Annotated in this window: 18 protein-coding genes and 1 tRNA gene; 8 read left to right on the top strand and 11 right to left on the bottom strand. The window is 59.5% G+C overall.

Annotation, left to right across the window (positions count from 1 at the left end; all coding sequences use genetic code 11):
* The first annotated feature begins 189 nt into the window (after nucleotides 1–189).
* The 3 genes from HMPREF3088_RS10220 (at nucleotide 190) to HMPREF3088_RS10215 (ending at nucleotide 3,825) form a co-directional block, all read left to right on the top strand.
* On the top strand, nucleotides 190–1,707 hold the full coding sequence (locus HMPREF3088_RS10220) for an LGFP repeat-containing protein (protein WP_083317354.1): 1,518 nt from the start codon (nucleotides 190–192) through the stop codon (nucleotides 1,705–1,707).
* Between the two features lie 349 nt (nucleotides 1,708–2,056).
* Nucleotides 2,057–2,389, top strand: a complete 333-nt coding sequence (locus HMPREF3088_RS10415) for a hypothetical protein (RefSeq protein ID WP_141759451.1) — start codon at nucleotides 2,057–2,059, stop codon at nucleotides 2,387–2,389.
* A 201-nt stretch (nucleotides 2,390–2,590) separates the two neighbouring features.
* A protein-coding gene (locus HMPREF3088_RS10215; RefSeq protein WP_141759450.1) for an IS3 family transposase occupies nucleotides 2,591–3,825 on the top strand; the annotation gives its coding sequence in 2 pieces (ribosomal slippage) (nucleotides 2,591–2,867 and nucleotides 2,867–3,825; 1,236 coding nt in all).
* Nucleotides 3,826–4,631: 806 nt separating this feature from the next.
* On the opposite strand, the gene HMPREF3088_RS10205 is transcribed toward HMPREF3088_RS10215, so the two are convergent.
* The 4 genes from HMPREF3088_RS10205 to bcp all read right to left on the bottom strand — a co-directional run bounded on the left by HMPREF3088_RS10205 (nucleotide 4,632) and on the right by bcp (nucleotide 6,922).
* Entirely contained in the window at nucleotides 4,632–4,994 is a 363-nt protein-coding gene (locus HMPREF3088_RS10205; RefSeq protein ID WP_083317352.1) for a DoxX family protein, read from the bottom strand.
* Entirely contained in the window at nucleotides 4,994–5,566 is a 573-nt protein-coding gene (locus tag HMPREF3088_RS07115; protein WP_070759088.1) for a TetR/AcrR family transcriptional regulator, read from the bottom strand. Before HMPREF3088_RS07115 ends, HMPREF3088_RS10205 begins: the two co-directional genes overlap by 1 nt.
* Before the next feature lie 616 nt (nucleotides 5,567–6,182).
* A tRNA-Leu gene (locus tag HMPREF3088_RS07105) sits at nucleotides 6,183–6,264 on the bottom strand.
* 169 nt (nucleotides 6,265–6,433) lie between these two features.
* Complete coding sequence (gene bcp, locus HMPREF3088_RS07100) at nucleotides 6,434–6,922, bottom strand: thioredoxin-dependent thiol peroxidase (protein WP_070759084.1); 489 nt, start codon at nucleotides 6,920–6,922, stop codon at nucleotides 6,434–6,436.
* 115 nt (nucleotides 6,923–7,037) lie between these two features.
* Between bcp and HMPREF3088_RS07095 the strand changes: the two genes are divergently transcribed.
* A complete protein-coding gene (locus tag HMPREF3088_RS07095; protein ID WP_012360697.1) occupies nucleotides 7,038–7,316 on the top strand; it encodes a DUF3618 domain-containing protein in 279 nt (92 codons plus the stop codon).
* 13 nt (nucleotides 7,317–7,329) lie between these two features.
* Complete coding sequence (locus tag HMPREF3088_RS07090; RefSeq protein WP_246818103.1) at nucleotides 7,330–8,517, top strand: AbrB family transcriptional regulator; 1,188 nt, start codon at nucleotides 7,330–7,332, stop codon at nucleotides 8,515–8,517.
* Here the strand turns inward: HMPREF3088_RS07090 and HMPREF3088_RS07085 are convergent.
* The 6 genes from HMPREF3088_RS07085 to phoU form a co-directional block, all read right to left on the bottom strand.
* Nucleotides 8,444–9,445 (bottom strand): LLM class flavin-dependent oxidoreductase, encoded by a 1,002-nt coding sequence (locus HMPREF3088_RS07085; RefSeq protein WP_070759083.1) that lies wholly within the window; start codon nucleotides 9,443–9,445, stop codon nucleotides 8,444–8,446. The genes HMPREF3088_RS07090 and HMPREF3088_RS07085 overlap by 74 nt on opposite strands.
* Nucleotides 9,446–9,638: 193 nt before the next feature.
* On the bottom strand, nucleotides 9,639–10,418 hold the full coding sequence (pstB, locus tag HMPREF3088_RS07080; RefSeq protein ID WP_070759082.1) for a phosphate ABC transporter ATP-binding protein PstB: 780 nt from the start codon (nucleotides 10,416–10,418) through the stop codon (nucleotides 9,639–9,641).
* 151 nt (nucleotides 10,419–10,569) lie between these two features.
* The gene (gene pstA / locus HMPREF3088_RS07075) at nucleotides 10,570–11,769 is read right to left on the bottom strand and encodes a phosphate ABC transporter permease PstA (protein WP_210401511.1); all 1,200 of its coding nucleotides are present in this window, start codon (nucleotides 11,767–11,769) and stop codon (nucleotides 10,570–10,572) included.
* 4 nt (nucleotides 11,770–11,773) lie between these two features.
* The gene (gene pstC / locus HMPREF3088_RS07070) at nucleotides 11,774–12,739 is read right to left on the bottom strand and encodes a phosphate ABC transporter permease subunit PstC (protein ID WP_070759081.1); all 966 of its coding nucleotides are present in this window, start codon (nucleotides 12,737–12,739) and stop codon (nucleotides 11,774–11,776) included.
* A 152-nt stretch (nucleotides 12,740–12,891) separates the two neighbouring features.
* On the bottom strand, nucleotides 12,892–14,001 hold the full coding sequence (gene pstS / locus HMPREF3088_RS07065; protein WP_070759080.1) for a phosphate ABC transporter substrate-binding protein PstS: 1,110 nt from the start codon (nucleotides 13,999–14,001) through the stop codon (nucleotides 12,892–12,894).
* Nucleotides 14,002–14,243: 242 nt separating this feature from the next.
* Nucleotides 14,244–14,966 carry a phosphate signaling complex protein PhoU gene (gene phoU, locus HMPREF3088_RS07060; protein ID WP_070759079.1) on the bottom strand — a complete coding sequence of 241 codons (723 nt, stop codon included), beginning with the start codon at nucleotides 14,964–14,966 and terminating at the stop codon, nucleotides 14,244–14,246.
* A gap of 172 nt (nucleotides 14,967–15,138) precedes the next feature.
* Between phoU and HMPREF3088_RS07055 the strand changes: the two genes are divergently transcribed.
* From HMPREF3088_RS07055 to HMPREF3088_RS10500, 3 genes are all read left to right on the top strand, one after another.
* The gene (locus tag HMPREF3088_RS07055; RefSeq protein WP_070759078.1) at nucleotides 15,139–16,311 is read left to right on the top strand and encodes a sensor histidine kinase; all 1,173 of its coding nucleotides are present in this window, start codon (nucleotides 15,139–15,141) and stop codon (nucleotides 16,309–16,311) included.
* A gap of 31 nt (nucleotides 16,312–16,342) precedes the next feature.
* Nucleotides 16,343–17,026, top strand: coding sequence for a response regulator transcription factor (locus tag HMPREF3088_RS07050; RefSeq protein WP_070759077.1), 684 nt, complete (start codon nucleotides 16,343–16,345; stop codon nucleotides 17,024–17,026).
* 226 nt (nucleotides 17,027–17,252) lie between these two features.
* Nucleotides 17,253–17,405 carry a hypothetical protein gene (locus HMPREF3088_RS10500; protein ID WP_168167045.1) on the top strand — a complete coding sequence of 51 codons (153 nt, stop codon included), beginning with the start codon at nucleotides 17,253–17,255 and terminating at the stop codon, nucleotides 17,403–17,405.
* Between the two features lie 238 nt (nucleotides 17,406–17,643).
* Here the strand turns inward: HMPREF3088_RS10500 and HMPREF3088_RS10885 are convergent, their stop codons facing one another.
* Nucleotides 17,644–17,928 carry a carbohydrate-binding protein gene (locus HMPREF3088_RS10885; RefSeq protein WP_371441314.1) on the bottom strand — a complete coding sequence of 95 codons (285 nt, stop codon included), beginning with the start codon at nucleotides 17,926–17,928 and terminating at the stop codon, nucleotides 17,644–17,646.
* Between the last annotated feature and the right edge of the window lie 258 nt (nucleotides 17,929–18,186).

Below are 18,186 nucleotides of genomic sequence, written 5' to 3'. Positions count from 1 at the left end.
CAGAGCCTCACACACAAACTTCCTGACACCCTCCCATCAGTAAGCGTTACACCACACTAAGGGACGCAACCGTAGTTTCCCTGGGATTTTGCAAGATTTTCCAACTAGTCAGCCATTTTTCATTCCCGAGATACGTTTCTCACACTAAGCTCATTTCTAACCATCCACTACAGCGAAAGATGCCCCACCATGGCCAGACCATCTCGCATTATCACCACTTTCCTATTCGCCATCACCCTCGGCATGGGGTTCACCCCTGCCGTGCAGGCTCACCCCACACAACCACCAACAACTACCAGTACACCAGCAGACAACCACGCTGATCAGGTCGCACCCGGACGAGAAAACCTAGAACCAACAGAACCGGGGTTCGACGACAACAACGTTGATAACCAAACAGGTAAGAACTGGCATCCCACCACCAACCCCAAAAGCAAAATCACTCCAGGGAAGATGCGTTCCGATAAAGAACAAATTCCCGGTGGATTCACGAAAGAACAAGCTAACCAAGCCGAAATCCAAGAGGCTAAAGAACAAGCCACGCAGACACGCTCTGGAGTACAGACGTTTGCCGCCGTTGATAACTGTCGGACGTATTGGCCTAGCCCTTTTAAAGTGTGCGGAAAAATCCGGGAAAAGTACGATTCCCTCGGTGGACCAAAGAGTTTCCTCACTTGGCCGAAGTCCAATGAACTCGGCGTTCCTGATGGTGTCGGACGTCGCAATGAGTTCGTCAACGGGTTCATCTACTGGCACCCCCAAACCGGCGCTCATCCGATTACCACGCACTTTTCTGTTGTTTGGGCCCGCAATGGCTGGGAGCGAGGTGAGCTGGGATACCCCACCACCGATGAATTCGCTTTGCCAGACGGAACCGGCCGGAAACAGTCTTTCTCAAAGGGACACATCTATGGATCCCTTGCTGGTCTAGCAGCTATCAAGGGTGCAATCTACGATAAGTGGCTGGAGACAGGTGCCGAACAAGGACAAATGCTCAGCTACCCAATCGAGGATGAGACATCAACTCCAGATGGAGTTGGAAAATTCAGCAGGTTTGTCTGGGGTTTTATCTACTGGTCTCCAGCAACCGGAGCCCATCCTATCTATGGTCCAGTTCTGTATGAATGGGCAAATAGCGGTTTCGAAAAAGGAAAATACGGGTATCCGACCGCAGACATCAAACCGACTAAAGACGGAGGGGATTTGCAGTATTTTCAGCGAGGGCTTATCCGGTCTCCTAATTTTCCTCTTCCGGCATACCAAGAAATATCAGCCTTCGGAGCCAGCCGGCCAGCCAGTAGATCAACTGATTCAGAGGAAGTTATCGGAGACAATTTTGATAGAATGCATGAGTGTATTGGCGGATATGACAACGGAAAACTTACCGTTTTTCACCACTCTGGCGTGAGTCTATACTGCAGGGATCTTTGGCATATTGCCGATAACCACATGCCCCCTCAAGAGGAGATAACGAGACAGGTTTGGGAAGACTTTCAAGCCTGCGTAGCACATACGCTCCTATCACAAGAGTTCACCAATAAAACAAGCAGGCCTGGGACATACCTTAAAACAAGGTATAACACTTACTCTAAAGTCAGAAGCTACGCCATTGTATGGAGTAGCTCTTCTACCCTGCACAATGCCTACACGAATGACGACCGAGGCGGAAGGGATTGGGGAGGATGCCGAAAGTACCTACCACGATAATCACACTGTTTCCTGAAGAAGGGATGGATTGGGGACTATGGTCAGAAAGGGATGACATACAGCGCGAACGTGAAGACGATTTCCTTCAGCCATCTGACCTACACCTCAGCATTGGCCTAATCGAAATCTTAAAACGGTGGAACCGCACTTGGATCGAAAACTATGGATATGGTGTTGGAACGTCGTTTGTTTCTTGGTGGAGAGAGGGCTTTGACCTCAACAGCTGGCTACAAGAAGGGCTGTGGATTGCAAGACAGATAGAAGCAGAGGCTGATGTAACTGTCGATAGAAGATTCGCACACTATCTACACCGCCCCATCCCCCTAGTCCCTGCAAATAAAACATTGTCATGAAACAAACCTACGTAATCATCTACCCCGACAATGCAAGACCCTCAGCAGTCTGGGGAGTAGATGAAGCAGAAGAAAACGCATTCTGTTCTGCAGCCCACCAAGCTTTAAAAAGTTCACCCCATACCTTCGATGGATGGATCAGAGAATGGCGGAAAAATTTTCAAAGCGACGGCAGAGTTGGTGTCGCTCAGCGATGGAACAGCAGTTTTGATCCTCTCCAATGGATTGCTGACGGAGAAAGAATTTCCTCTGTAATTGAAGCCAATACGAACTACCGCATAGTGCGAGCTTTTAAGGCCTACGCCCGTAATCCTAAAACGGTTGGATAAGAATAAAACTAAGAAAACTCTCGCTTCAAGCCCTGTTTCCCTATCACCCCTATCAACTAGGCAGGGCTAATAGGCGAAAGTGTCCCAGTGTTTTTACTGCTTGCAGCAGTTGCGCTGCTTGTGTCAGTGCTGGCTAGGACGATCGGTGCTTTGAAGTGTCCCAGGTTTTGTTCCGTTTGAGTAGATGGGAAAATCTGGAACATGCCGAAGAAATTTGACCAGGATGCCAAGGATCGGGTGGTCCGCCTTGTTGAGGACCGCATCCTGGCGGAGGGGATCTCCATGCAGGAAGCGTGCAAGATCGTGGCCCCGAAACTGGGTGTCTCATGGCATACTGCCCGGCAGTGGGCTCAGGCGGCCCGTCGCGAAGGCAGGGCAATTGATCCTTTACCTGAAGATCTCGTTGCAGAGGTGGCCAAGCTGCGTCGTGAGAATCAGGAGCTTCGCGACACTAACGAGTTATTGAAGGCCGCGTCAGCTTTTTTCGTGTCGGAACTCGACCCCAAACGTCGGAAATGATCCAGTTCATCGATGAACACCGGGATCGTTTCACAGTCGAGTTCATCTGTCAGACGTTGAAGAGCAATCGGCAAGGTGGCTTCATTTCCTCACGCGGATACCGTCAGTCAAAAGCCCGGGGATTAAGTGCCCGCAGCCTTCGTGACGCCGCACTGACAAGGCATATTGCCGAGGTCCATGAAGAAAACTACGCAGTCTATGGTATCCGCAAGATGTGGCATGCTCTACGCCGTGAAGGAATCGACATCGGCCGTGAGCAAACCGCTCGCCTGATGCGCCTTGCTGGAGTCAGTGGAAAAGGTAAAGGCCGGTTGCCTGTGACAACTCGCAGGTCCAAGGGCTCGGATAATCGCCCTGACTTGGTGGGCCGTGATTTTCGTGCCGCTGGACCGAATCGGTTATGGGTGGCTGACATTACCTACGTCCGTACCGGTAATGGGTTCGTCTACACCGCTTTTGTCACCGATGTGTACTCCCGCAAAATTGTCGGATGGGCATTATCAGATACGATGCGCACGGAAGCGTTGCCACTACAAGCACTCAACCAGGCGATTGTATGCGCAAAGGAAACAACGGGACTGATTCACCATTCAGACCACGGCTCGCAGTATGTGAGCATTGTCTACAATGAGCGCCTTGCTGAGCATGGAATCACTGCCTCTACTGGGACAGTCGGTGACTCCTACGACAATGCTTTGGCCGAGAACGTCAACGGTTCTTACAAAAATGAGCTCATTCATAGGCGGTCGTGGACTGACGTGGTTGATGTTGAGATCGCGACGTTTGAGTGGGTCTCGTGGTGGAACGAATCACGGCTTCACCAAAGTCTCGGCTACCGTACGCCGACAGAGGTAGAAGCAGAGTTTTGGACTGGCAATCCAAATCACGAGAAAATAGAAATCAAGGCAAATGCCTAGGAACAAAACCCGGAGCACTTCACATCGCACGCTCTACCGACGGTGTCAATGACATAACAGGCCCAAAGACTCAGCCGCACCGAAGGTTCTCACCGAGGAAGACAAGCTGCGCCGTCAGGTAGCGCGACTGGAAGCGGACAGCGCTTATCTAAAAAAATTGCGGGACTTGAGGAGCCAGGGACGCGCCTGAAGGTCCAGGCGATTGTCATCCTCACGTCGCAACACCGCTGGTAGTACCTCCTCGAAGCAGCAGGTATGCGCCATACGACATTCTTCTACCGCCAAAACGACTCAGCAAGCCGGACACGCACGCGGCACTCAAGCAGGCGATCCAGGACGGGTTCAAGCGAAACAAACATCGCTACGACCACACGAGGGTCCTGCCTGACCTACGTAGCCAGGCTGGGTGGTCAACCACAAACTGATTGACAAACTCATGCACCAGATGGATCTACGGGCCAAGCTCCACCAGCGCAGGCCCTATGTTTCCTACACCGGCACTGTAAGTCACCTGGACCTGACCCCGATGCAATATCGGAAGCAGGCCCTTAAACCCCTCACCGCCTAGAATTAAACCAGTCCAACTGTCGGGACCAGTTCACAATCGGCTGGGGCTTTCTCATACTGTCGGCACACGAAGTGCGGTCGCCGCAGCCGCTTCCTGCTCCCCGGTAGGCTACCCATACCCGTTGAGCAGACCGGCGAGGCGGTAGGCGGCCAGCGGGTCACCAACACCCCGCGGTAGGTTGCTCTGCGCGGGCAATGACGCTCCCCAATGGGCGGACGCAATCTGTTAATTGGCGGTCTCAGGCTATCAGTAGTGTTGCAATGAGAGCGCCTAGCGAGATCGTGAGCATACCTAAGCAATTCACCCAAAACTCGCTACCTAGAAAATGGGCTCGGATATGTGCGATTGCGGCAGCGCAGAAGTAGGCGATGACTCCAACCATCGTCCCTATTCCAATGCCTGGTATCCAGAGCCCAATAATGAGCCCGCTTGCGGCTAGGAGCTTGATAACGATAAGCGTCCACCACCACTCTGCAGGGAGTCGTACTCCTCTGAGGCAGACCTCGATGAATGCTGGGGGTTTGAGTGAGAGTGCCGCGTCTCCGAACAAAATGGCTGCAAGAATGATGGAGGGCCAAGCAGGTGAAGATTCGAGAATCATTAGTTTACTTCGTACGCGATTTTAAGACGGGAGATGGAACTGTTGGCGTGAGTGGATAGTTCGTCGGTGTCGTATGCACCGGCAGCCCAGCCAAGAAGTAAGCCAAGATAGATGTTGTAAAGGATTGTCGCGAACTCTTGAGCATCATCTTTAGGGAGCATGTTGCCCAGGCGCAAAACGATTTCATCTACCAAGAGAGTTCGAAGCTCCTTGAGTGTCTCTCCGTTGCTTCCTTGGGTAATTAGTGCGGCGCCATACGCTTTTGATAGTTCTTCCTGACCAGTAAACATTTTCAGGAACGGAGCGAGAACGTCGATAAGGTTGTCTGATTGTCCGCGGAGCTCATCGTGCATCATGGTGATTCGATGTCCGATGGTTTGAATTAATAACGACTGCTTGCTCCCGACATTCATAACGGTTCCAACGCTGACGTTGGCCTTCTGTGCGATGGCGCGCACATTTGTATCTGCGTACCCAGCTGACGCAAAAAGGGCATAGGCGGCATCTAAAACCTTATTGCGTGTCGTCTGCTTCTGAGTGGCACGATCTGATTGAACCTGTTCACTGAACACGTTCAAAGCGTATCGCTGCATCAATCTATGGTCAAGTAGTGACGTGGGTATCCGAAAACATGACTGTTACGGGGGCGGATATCCTGCTTGCAACGAGGGGAGTTATGGTTACATGCTTCTGCTAGATGGGCCTCCCTAGTCAATGGATTCAGGAATTGACGAGGCTTGGCCGATAGTCCTGCGAGCTCATCCTGCGAGCTCATTCGCGGCAGGAACGCCGATCACGTGGGTACTGCCTATGTGTGATGACCCAACCCGGCACATGATCCGTTCCGGCAAAACGGTCACCGCGACCCTGCCGTGGGTGCACCTACAATACAGCCCCGGCGATGGCGTGGCACATGCGGGCAGAGAATCTCTCCCGCCGGCTATCTCGTACCATGACCTTCGCCATACTGCCGCGTCACTGCTTGTCGCCTTGGTGGCCAATGTCATGCGGGTGCGGCGGCAGCGGGGGTACGCGGACCAGTCCATCATTCTCTACAACGAGTCGCATCTTTTCGACACGGGGTTAGGTGAAACTGGGCGGAAAATGGGCGAAATTTTGACCACGTGGCGTAACGAGTGCGGAAAGCAAAACACCCCGTGACCTGCATAGTCACGAGGTATTGACGAGTGCGCCTGGGGAGACTTGAACTCCCACGTCCTAGGACACTGGAACCTAAATCCAGCGCGTCTGCCAATTCCGCCACAGGCGCAGGTGGCGGTGTCCCGCCACGGCTAGGAACACTATAGCAACGCCGCCGGGGCGAAAACCTAACCGTGCTGGAAACTCATCATGGCATCACGATCGGACGAGCGCTGTGGGAACAGCCTTGCCAGGAGAGGGGCCGCAACCGAACCAGCAACGGCCGAAGGGGCGTCGTCCTAGGCCTCGAGCTCCTTCATGATGCGGGCGACGTGCCCGGTGGCCTTGACGTTGTAGCGGGCTAGGGCGATCTTGCCCTCCTCGTCGACGAGGAAGGTGGAGCGGATCACGCCTTGGACGATCTTGCCGTAGTTCTTCTTCTCACCGAAGGCGCCATAGGCCGTCATGACGGCCTTGTCCGGGTCGGAGAGCAGCGGGAAGGTCAGCTCGTACTGATCGCGGAACTTCGCCAGGGCCGCTGGCTTGTCTGGGGAAATCCCCACCACATCGATGTTCTGGTCGTTCAGCTGGGCCAGAGAGTCTCGGAAGTCGCAGGCTTCCTTGGTGCAGCCCGGGGTGTTGGCTCGCGGGTAGAAGTACACAAGTACCTTCTTGCCGCGGTAATCCTTCAGATCGATCGTCTCACCCTTGTCAGAAGTGAGCGTGAAGCCCGGAGCCTCGTCGCCCTCGGTGAGGCGGATATTTGCTGTGTCATTGTTCTTTGTCATGCCGCCCAGCCTACGCGGATGACTAGCCGTGGGCTTTCGCACGCGAAGGCTGCGTATCCTCTACAATTGTTCAGAAGAAACGACTGATTTTTACCGTCTTTTAGGGAGTATGTCCGTGGCACGGAGTATCGACGCTATCGAGCGTGACATTGAGCGCACCCGCAACCAGCTGGCCAAGACGCTGGACGAACTCGCGTTTCGCGCCGATCCGAAGAACCTCGCAGATGATGCTCGTGGGCAGGTCTCCGATTTCCTGCGCGAGCCGAAGGTCCAGATGGTGCTGGGAGGGGTGGCCGCTGGTGTCGTCCTGCTGGTCGCCGCAACCGTTTCCTCCAAGCGTAAGGAGAAGAAGCAGGTCCGCGAGATCCAGCGCCTGCTCGCTTCCACCCGCTAACTGAAGATTCGGCTTGTTTGGTCGAATTTCCACGCTGAGCGCGATCTCGCTGGCGTTGGCGCTTCTGTGCACCGCCATCGGGGTTCCCGCAGCGTGGATTTTTGCTTTTCTCGTTGTTTTCGGTGCCGACGCCGTGTTCAGCGGCCGGGCGACGATTCCCCCTGCCTTTTTGATGACGCCCGCCCAGGTGCTCATCGCGATGTTGTGCGCCGGTCCGTTGGCCACTGTCAGTGGCGGCCAGGTGGCTAGTTACCTCGCGCCGGCCGCGCTTTCCCTGGTGGTCACGCTTGTGGTGTGCGCCTTCGGGGCGTGGCTGCTGCACCGCGTCAATGGGGTGGACGGCGCGACGGGGCTGCTGGCCACCCTCGCGGGCGGGGCCTCCGGGATGGTGTTGATCGCCCGGGATGTGCGCGCGGACGTGCAGTTCGTCACCCTGACGCAGTACCTGCGGCTCACGGTGATCGTGTTCACCTTGCCTGGTTTGGTCGCGTGGCTGTCCACCTATTCGGACGCGACGGGCGCCGACAGCGTCGGTGCCACCGGTGCGGGGGAGGCTGCCGGTGCCGTGGACCCAAGCCTGTGGGACGGGGTCGCGGCTGCCGCGGGGAGTTTCTGGCGCACCCCCTGGCAGGGCGTGCTGGGAGCCCTGGCGGTCGGCCTGCTCGTGTGGCTGATCGTGAAGGCCACCGCCCCGCTGTTCAAGATTCCTAGCCCCTACCTGATTGTCTCCATGGCCGTGGTCGTGGCCGCGATCGCCGCGGGTGTGCCCCAGGAGTTTGTGCTCCCCGAAGGTCTGGTCGTGAACCTGGCTTATGCGATCATCGGCATCCAGGCCGGCGGTACCCTCACCAAGGGCACGTTGCGGCAGTTCAGCGCGGCACTACCGATGTTGCTGGGCGTGCTGCTGCTCATGGTGGCAAGCTCGTTGGCCACCGGCTGGTTCATTGCATGGACCAGCGATTTCGATATTTTGGACGCCTACCTGGCCACCGTCCCGGGCGGAGTGTACGCCGTCCTGGCCTTCGCCCATGACTCGGGCTCCGACCCGCTGGTGACGGTGGTGCAGGTTCTGCGCGTCTTGGTGATGCTCATCGCGGGGGCGCTGGCCCCCACGGTGATCGACTGGCTTAGGAGGACAGGCCCCACGCGTCAGCCAGGATCTCCATCCCGCGACGCTGCTGATCGCCCGACGGGGCGTTGAGGGAAATCATCAGCTCGTCCGCCTGGGCGTGCTGGGTGAACCACTCGAGGTACTCCCGCACCTGCTCGCCGGTGCCGACCGCGGTGTAACGCAGCATGTCGAGGATCTGCTGACCGCCGGGAGACTGGATCACCAGATCCAACTCCTCGTCGGTAAAAGTCCGCCCGCCGCGGGAAGCCATCTCCCGGACACGCTTGCGGCCGACCTGCCTGTGCTGCTCGCGCGCCTCCTCCTCGGTATCGGCGGCGGTGACGTTCACCGCGGCGATCACATAGGGCTCTGGGTGCTCCGGGGAGGGCTGGTAATTCTCCCGGTACACGCTGACCGCCTGCTCGAGTGCGGCCGGCGCGAAGTGGGAGGCGAAGGAGTAGGGCAGGCCCAGCTTCGCGGCGAGCTGCGCGCCGAAGAGGGAGGAGCCGAGGATGTAGAGCGGCACGTTCGTCCCCGCGCCGGGGACTGCCCGCACCCCAGGGACGACGGAGCGATCCGTGAGGTAGCCGTTGAGTTCGGCGACGTCGCTGGGGAAGTTCTCCGCATTGCGCGGGTCGCGGCGCAGGGCACGGAGGGTGTTCTGGTCGGTCCCAGGTGCCCGGCCAAGTCCCAGGTCGATGCGACCCGGGTGCAGTTCCGCGAGGGTGCCGAACTGCTCGGCGACCACGAGAGGGGAGTGGTTCGGCAGCATGACGCCGCCCGCGCCCAGGTTGATGGAGTTGGTGTTCGCCGCGACGTGGGCGATTAGCACCGCCGGCGCGGAGCTGGCGATGGAGCGCATGTTGTGGTGCTCGGCGTACCAGATGCGCTTGAAGCCGAGCTGCTCGGCGCGCTGCGCGAAGCTCACCGAGCGCTCGAAGGAGGCGCCGGGCCGTTCGCCGTCGAAGATCAGCGCGAAGTCGATCAGGGACAGTGGGGTGTGAATCGAGTTAGTCATCACCACCGTCTTACCACCGCGCAGCAAGTGACGGGGTGGCCGCCGAGGTTGAGCCCGTCAGCTGGGCTGGGCGTGCGAGTATTTATCGCTCGAGCTTAGGGCTCGGGGTCGGTTCGTGCGCCCGGGCAAGCATAGGAAAAGGGGCCTGCCGGGAATGTCCCGACAGACCCCTTTAAGAAGCCCCAGCGCAGGTTTAGCCGAAGCGGCCCGAGATGTAGTTCTGGGTCTCTTCCTTATCCGGCTTGCTGAACAGCTGCTTGGTGTCGTTGAACTCGATGAGCTTGCCCGGCTTGCCGGCACCCGCGATGTTGAAGAACGCGGTCTTGTCGGACACACGCGCGGCCTGCTGCATGTTGTGGGTCACGATGACGACGGTGAAGCGGTCCTTCAGCGTGTTGATCAGGTCCTCGATAGCCAAGGTGGAGATCGGGTCGAGCGCGGAGCACGGCTCGTCCATGAGCAGGACCTCTGGCTCCACGGCGATGGCACGCGCGATGCACAGGCGCTGCTGCTGACCGCCGGAGAGGCCAGAGCCCGGCTTGTCCAGGCGGTCCTTGACCTCCTCCCACAGGTTCGCGCCACGCAGTGCCTTCTCGGTCAGCTCGTCGGCCGCGGACTTGGAGAGCTTCTTGTTGTTCAGACGAACGCCGGCCAGCACGTTGTCCTGGATGGACATGGTGGGGAAGGGGTTGGCCTTCTGGAAGACCATGCCCACCTCGCGGCGGACGTTGACCGGGTCGACGCCGGGGCCGTAGATGTCCTTGCCATCCATCTTCACGCTGCCCTCGACACGGGCACCCGGGATGACCTCGTGCATGCGGTTCAGGGTGCGCAGCACGGTGGACTTACCACAGCCGGACGGGCCGATGAACGCGGTGACGGACTTCGGCTCGATGGTCATGGACACCCCTTCGACCGCGCGGAAATCGCCGTAGAAGATGTTCAGATCCTCGATGTCGATTTGCTTAGACATTTTTCCTCCAGTGTTGTGTGTGCGCACCGTTTTGGGTGGGCGGGGAGCCGGTTTCTTTGGGACGTCGCCGGCTCGGCGTGGGTGATTAAGTTCTTCTTTTTTGGGGCGTTGCTCCCGGGGTCGGATCCGGGAGCAACGGCTCTCGGTGGCCTTAGCGGCCCGACTTCGGGGCGAGCAGCTTGGACAGGATGCGGGCGCCGAGGTTGAGGAGCATCACGATGACGATCAGCACGAGGGCTGCGGCCCAGGCGCGGTCGGTGGACGCGATTGCTGCGGTACCAGGTGCGGTCGGGCGGGTGACGGAGTCGTAGATGAAGGTCGGCAGCGTGGACATCCAGCCGGAGAAGACGTTCCAGTTCACGCTCGCGGCAAAGCCCGCGGTGACCATGATCGGGGCGGTCTCACCGATAACACGAGCGATGGCGATGGTGATGCCGGACAGGATGCCGGAGATCGCGGTCGGCAGAACGATCTTCATGATGGTCTTCCACTTTGGCACGCCCAGGGCGTAGGAGGCCTCGCGCAGGTCGTGCGGCACCAGTCGCAGGATCTCCTCCGTGTTACGAACCACAACCGGGATCATGAGCACGGAGAGCGCCACGGCGGCGGAGATGCCGGACTTGGCGGCCGTCAGGTTCTCAGGGGCGACCAGCTCGATCACCGTGGAGAACAGGGAGAACGCGAACAGACCAGCGACGATGGACGGGATGCCCGTCATGACGTCCACGAAGAAGGTGATGGCACGGCCGAGCGCGCCGGACTTCTTGTCATTGGCGTACTCCACCAGGTAGATCGCGCAGAGCACACCGATCGGGATGGAGATGATCGCCGCGGCGAGGGTGATCAGCAGGGTACCGACGATCGCGTGGTGGAAACCACCCATGAGCTCGGACTCGCCGGCCGCGAACTCCTTATCGTAGATGCCCTTCATGCCCTCCATGGAGCGGTTCAGCAGGGAGCTGTTCTCCAGCAGCACCGGGCCGCCCTTTTCGATGGCCATCCACAGCAGGGAGACCAGCGGCACCAGCGCGAGGGCGAAGGCGGAAGAGACGAGCACGGTGGCCACGCGGTCCACGGCCTTGCGCTTGCCCTCGACGGCGGCGGACCAGGCGAAGGTCACCACCAGGTTGAACAGTCCGGCCAGGAAGGCGGCCAGGGCGATGGAGAAACCATCCGAGACGAGGGCCGTCACGACGATCGCGGCAATGACGGACCCAGCGATGATGGCGTAGGGAGCCCACTTCGGCAGGTGGTTGACGACCAGGTGTGAGGCGCTGCTGTTGCCCTTCGCGGGGGCCGGTGCGCCCTCACGTGGAGTGTCAGCGGTTGCGGTGTTCTTCTTGTCAGCCATGAGATCAGTGCCCCTTGACGGTCGTGCGTGCGACGATCCAGCGTGCAGTCATGTTCACGACCAGGGTGATGGTGAACAGGACCAGGCCGATCGAGATGAGTTCGGACATGCGCAGGCCCGCTGCCTCTGGGAAGTTCTGCGCGATCTCTGCTGCGATGGTTTGGTTACCGGACAGCAGCAGGGAGACGATGAGGCCACCGGAGGAGAGCACCATGGCCACCGCCATGGTCTCACCGAGCGCGCGGCCGAGACCCAGCATCACGGCGGAGACGATGCCGGAGATACCGAAAGGCAGCACGGCCATGCGGATCATTTCCCAGCGGGTCGCGCCGAGAGCCAGGGCCGCTTCCTCCTGCAGGCGCGGGGTCTGCAGGAAGACCTCGCGGACCAGAGAGGTGATGATCGGCAGAATCATGATGGACAGCACCAGGCTGGCAGTGAGCAGGGTGCGGCCGGTCTGGGAGACAGCGCCGTCGTCATCCGCGGAGAAAATCGGGATCCACCCGAGGTACTTCGCGAACCACTCGTAGAGCGGGACGAAGCTACTGGACAGTGCCAGACCCCAGAGGCCATAGACGACGGACGGGATGGCAGCCAGCAGGTCGATCGTGTATCCCAGCACCGGGGCCAGCTTGCGGGGTGCCATGTGCGTCGTGAACAGGGCGATGCCGATGGCAAACGGAGTGGCCACGATCAGGGAGATGATCGCGGAGATCAACGTGCCGATGATCAGCGGGAATACGTAGGGGAGGAAGCCACGGCCACCGGTGATGGTCGACGGGTCGTCGAAGGACGCCTTGATGGTGTCCGTGGACTGCAGGAAGAGGAAGAACGCGACACCGGCGAGGATGGCGAGGATCAGGACGCCGGCGGCGAGGGCGAGGAAAGAAAAGATTCTGTCCCCGGGCCTCACGACGGTTCCCTTCTTTGCCTGCTTCGTGGGCGCAGCGGTGGCTGTGTCAGCTGACAAGAGAGCTCCTGTGCGGGGTGGGTGAGGGGTGGTATGGGGTGCAAATCAAAATGGTTAATTCGCACGTGAAGCTGGGTTGGTCATTCGAGAGGTTTTTCGAAAGACCAACCCAGCCTCGTGTTTAGGATGCGAGCGTCAGGGACGCAGCGCTGTTACTTCTTGACCTCGATCTGGTCGAGGACCTTGGTGATCTTGCCGCGCAGCTCGTCGGAGATCGGGGCGGAGCCGGCGTTGTCGGCGGCGGACTGCTGGCCCTCCTCGCTGATAACGAAGTTCTCCCAGGCCTTGACCAGGTCGACCTTCTCCTGGCTGTCGTAGCTGGAGCAGACGATGTGGTAGGAGACCAGGACGATCGGGTAAGCGCCCTCGGCGTCGATGTCGCGCTTCAGCTCGACGGCGATGTCGCCCTCGTGGCGGTTCTCGGCAACCGGGGACTCGTCGACGACCTTGGCGGCAGCCTCTGGGGTGTACTCGACGAAGTCCTCGCCGACCTTGATGGCGGCCTTGCCCATGTCGTCGGAGATGGCGGAGGCGTCGGCGTAACCGATCGCGCCCTCGGTGTCTGCGACGAGGGAGACCACACCGTCGGTGCCCTGTGCGGCCTCGCCGCCGTACTCAGCCGGGAACTCCTCGGCAGCCTCGTGCGGCCACTCGGCCTCAGCGGCCTTGTTGAGGTAGTCGGTGAAGTTCTTGGTGGTGCCGGACTCGTCAGAGCGGTGAACGGCGGTGATCTTGGTGTCCGGGAGGTCTGCCTCCGGGTTCAGCTCGGCAATCGCCGGGTCGTCCCACTTGGTGATCTTGCCAGCGAAGATCTTCGCCGCGGTGGCAGCGTCGAGGTTCAGCTTGTCCACACCCTTGAGGTTGAAGGCGATGGCGATGGGGGAGACGTAGACCGGGAACTCGAATGCGCCGTTCTCGCCACAGACCTTCTTGGACTGCGAGATCTCGTCTTCATCCATGAAGGCATCGGAGCCAGCGAAGTCGGCCTTACCTGCCAGGAACTGCTTGCGGCCGGCACCAGAGCCATCCGGGGAGTAGTTGATGTTCGCACCGGAGTTCTGAGCAGAGAAGTCGGTGGTCCACGCCTGGATGGCGGCCTTCTGGGAGGATGCGCCGATGCCAACGAGGCTGCCGGAGACCTGCTGGCCGTCGTTGCCGGAGCCAGCCTCCTGGTCGCCGGTGGCGGAGTTACCGCCACAGGCGGTCAGGGTGAGAGCGGCTGCAGTCAGGACTGCAGCTGGAGCGAGGCGGTTGAGCTTCACTTAAGGGGCCTTTCTTCTTTCAACTACGTGCGGGGTTTCCCCGATACGAATGAAAAGATAAAAGGCGTGGGTGACGACCGCTTCCCTTTCAGGTGAACCTTAGGTGAAGTTTTGGTTCTTCCAGCTCAGGGGCTATTTTTGTAGTCCTTTTTGTTGTGAAGACGCCTCTGGCCCGGGTTTGTTAACAAACCCGGGCCAGAAAATACTCGCGGTGTCGCGTGCTGCCGCGCCAGGGGAGCGGCTTAGCTCTGCTCGCCCTCCGCCGGGGTGTCGGTCAGTGGCTTGCGACCACTCTGGGTGTCGTACATGCTCGCGAGCGTCGGCTCGAAGCTGCCGGTCAGCAGGTACTCCACGCGGTGGGAGACGTTGACCGCCTGGTCGCCGAAGCGCTCGAAGTAGCGGGAGATCAGGGTGACATCCGCGATCTGGCTCGGGGAGATCTCGCTGCGCGCCAGCTCGCCGATGATGGTGAACACCCGCAGGTGCAGCGTGTCCATTTCCTCGTCGATAGCGGCGATCATCGGGACGGCGGAGGTTCCCGGCTCGGTGAGCAGCTGGACGAGGGCACGCCCGATGCGCACGGCAGTGGTGCCCATGTGCGTGAACACGTCGCGGAACTGGTCCGGGAGGGCGTTCTCCGGGTAACGGATGCGCACCAGGGAGCCGATGTGGCGGGCGAGGTCGCCCATACGCTCGATGGCCACGGACATCTTGAGCGCGGAAATAACCACGCGCAGGTCGGCGGCGACTGGGGCCTGCAGGGCGAGGACTTCTGCGGAGCGCTGGTCCAGGTCGGCCTGCATGCCGTCGATGGAATCATCATCGCTGATGACCTGCTGGGCCAGCTCCAGGTCATTATTCAGCAGCGCCTCCACGGACTTTTCCATGGCGGAGGTGGCCTTCTCGGCCATTTCGACGAGGCTGTCTGCGATAGATTCGAGTTCGTTGCGGAAGACTTCGCGCACTCGAGGTCCTTTCTTTACAAATCCAGTGTGGGCGAGACCCACGGCAATCAAAGACGAGGCTTGCAGCCGGAGGTGAACTCGGAGTTTCAGTGGTGTGAATTCCACACGAAACCTTGCACCCAGCCCCACCTGCGCCGTGGTCAGCCGCCTGCTTGCAGTTTAGAGTGGGGGCGTGGATGTGTTGCTCATTTCGCTTATCGCTGGTGCGGTCGGCGTTGTTTTAGGTGTTGTGCTCAGTCTCGTTATTCGGGCAGTGGGGCGTCGCCGCCAGGTCGTCGAAGAGGACCCGGACGACGGGCTGCCAGCGGGGATGGACGAGGTCCTAGCTGCACTTCCCAGCGCCGCCGTCGTCATTGACTCGGACGGGGAGGTGATCAAGGCCTCCACCGCGGCCTACGCCCTGGGGTTGGTCGACGGTCCAGCTTTTGGTTCACCGCAGTTGCAGGAGACGGTGGCCCGGGTGGCGGATCGTCGTATTTACGAGGACGTCAACTTCGTCATTAAACACGACGCGAACGAATACTCCCGCCGCTTCCTGCACGCGGGCGTCGCCCCACTGGGTAAGGGCTATGTGCTGGTGTTGTGCGATGACGAGACGGAATTTCACCGCGTTGAGGCTGTGCGCCGCGACTTTGTGGCCAATGTATCCCACGAGCTGAAGACCCCCATCGGTGCGATCTCCCTGCTGGCCGAGGCCGTGACGGACTACTCTGATGACCCGGAGGCGGTGCACCGCTTCGGGGGCAAGATCCAGAAGGAATCCACCCGGCTGGTCCACCTGGTGCAGGAGATCATCGACCTCTCCCAGGTCCAGGACAACGAGGGGCTCGAGTCCTCTGCTGTCATTGAGGTGGCCGAGGTGGTGGAGGAGGCGATCGACCGGGCACGGACGAACGCGGAATCCAAGAACATCACGATCAACGTCGCGCTAAGCCCCGACCTGCGGGTAGAGGGCTCCTTCGATCTGCTGGCTAAGGCAGTGCGCAACCTGGTGGATAACGCAGTCAATTACTCCAGTGCCGACACCGAGGTCGGCATCAGTACTGAGCGACGAGGCAATTCCGTGGCGGTGATCGTGACGGACCACGGCATCGGGATGAGCTCGAAGGAGACGGACCGCATCTTTGAGCGTTTTTACCGGGTGGATAAGGCGCGGTCCCGCAACACTGGCGGCACCGGCCTGGGGCTGTCGATCGTGAAGCACATCATCGCCACGCATGGCGGCAAGATCAAGGTCTGGAGCCGGCAGGGTGAGGGTTCGACGTTTACGGTTCTCCTGCCGCTCGCACACGTCGACCGGCAGTACGACAACGCAGCGTCCAGCGAAGTAGTGGCTGGCGGCTAGGCCGTCGGTACGTGAGAGAGGAATAAGGAAAATGACGAAGATTCTGTTGGTTGAGGACGAGGAGTCCCTGTCCGATCCGCTGTCCTACCTGCTGGAGCGGGAGGGGTATGACGTCTCGATCGCGGAGGACGGCCTGAAGGCTGTCGAGATGTTTGAGCTGCATGGCGCGGACATCATTCTGCTGGACCTCATGCTGCCAGGCTTGCCGGGTACCGAAGTGTGTCGGGCGATCCGTGCGAAGTCGATGGTGCCGATCATCATGCTGACCGCGAAGGACACGGAGATCGATAAGGTCGTCGGCCTGGAGCTGGGGGCGGACGATTACGTGACGAAGCCGTATTCCTCCCGTGAGCTGCTGGCCCGTATCCGTGCGGTGCTGCGCCGTGGCCAGGCCCAGGGCTCGGAGGGAGGCAGCACTGTGCTGGAGGCCGGGGGAGTGCGCGTGGACGTGGACCGTTACGTGGTCACAGTACGTGGGGAGGATATGCAGCTGCCGCTGAAGGAGTTTGAGCTGTTGGAGATGCTGGTGCGCAACGCCGGACGCGTGATGACCCGTGACCAGCTGATCGACCGGGTGTGGGGCTCGGACTACGTCGGCGATACGAAGACGCTGGATGTGCACGTCAAGCGGCTGCGCACGAAGATTGAGGAGAATCCTTCGAAGCCGGAGCTGCTGGTGACCCTGCGCGGGCTGGGTTATAAGTTCAACGCCTAGACATAAAGAAATCCCCCGGCAGGGGAACTGAACTGCTCCTCACTAGTTGGTAACTGATTTTTCAGTTCAACTAATGGGGAGCAGTTCAATCATTGCCGTTATACTCCAGACAATCCAGGTCTGGCAGGGACGGAAGAAATAACCCCTGGTAGGGCTGGGCATCGCAACTGCCCAGCCCCTCCCGGGGCTACCTCCAACACTACCGAACACAAGATAGGAGCAGATCATGAATCTGCGCACCATCAGCGCACTCGCGGGATTTGTCACTGCCATCATCTACGCGAGGAGTGGAAAACCCTCCAAGGTGCTTATTGCCGCCATTTGCGGGGCATCTGCATGGAATCTCATCGACTCGCTTAACTCTGGTGACGAAAAGTGAGGCCACTAATCACGAACCCAGAAACAGGGGCGGTGCTCTGGACGATCAGGGAGTGCGCAGCTCACTGTGGGATTACTGAATCCTCGTGGCGCTCGTACGTACGCCGGGGCATGCCCCCTGAGAAAGTCGGTGAAGTTAACAGGATGACGCCGCTATGGGATGCGGAGGAGGTGAAGGCCTGGCAAGCTGGTCGGCCAGGCTCTCCAGTGCCGAACGCACCGACCGCAACGAAGAAGTCCTAGCGAATCTTCTTCCAGTACGCATGCGCCGTCACAGGCGTCCACCCCGCGGGTGCATGGTGATCCCCAGTGCACTCGTAAACTCCACCGTCATAAACAACCACGTCGCCAGCAGCGTAATCCCTACCGTCCGAATATGCAGACGGAACCAACACATCAGGTGATACCGCATCTGCAGGATCGTCTGTGTGCTCGGTCCCCTTCTCCTGGGGGCGTACCGACTCAGTCACATCCCTCCACGCCGGCGAGTAAACACCTGGAGCGCCCGGAGTCCAATGATTCATATCTACTCCGAATTCCCAGGCCCGGCCCTGGTGCTGCACGACTGCCCCGCGTGGATACATCAGGGAGTGGGATGTGCCCGGGGCAGCCCACGCGGCGATGGCTTTGTCAACGGCACGGGCACTTTCGATGCAGCTGTAATTGGGGTCTGGGATTACCCCGTCGTGCTGTAACTCCTGGATGATCTCCTGCTGCCCGGCGCGTCCGGGGTTTTGTTTGCGGTGAACTTTGCTACGTCTGCTGGGGTGGGGGTTGGCTTA

It is taken from the genome of Corynebacterium sp. HMSC22B11 (assembly GCF_001815965.1).
Taxonomy (GTDB): domain Bacteria; phylum Actinomycetota; class Actinomycetes; order Mycobacteriales; family Mycobacteriaceae; genus Corynebacterium.
The sequence above is the reverse complement of the archived record's forward strand: the minus strand, read 5'-3'. Positions and strand labels throughout refer to the sequence as shown.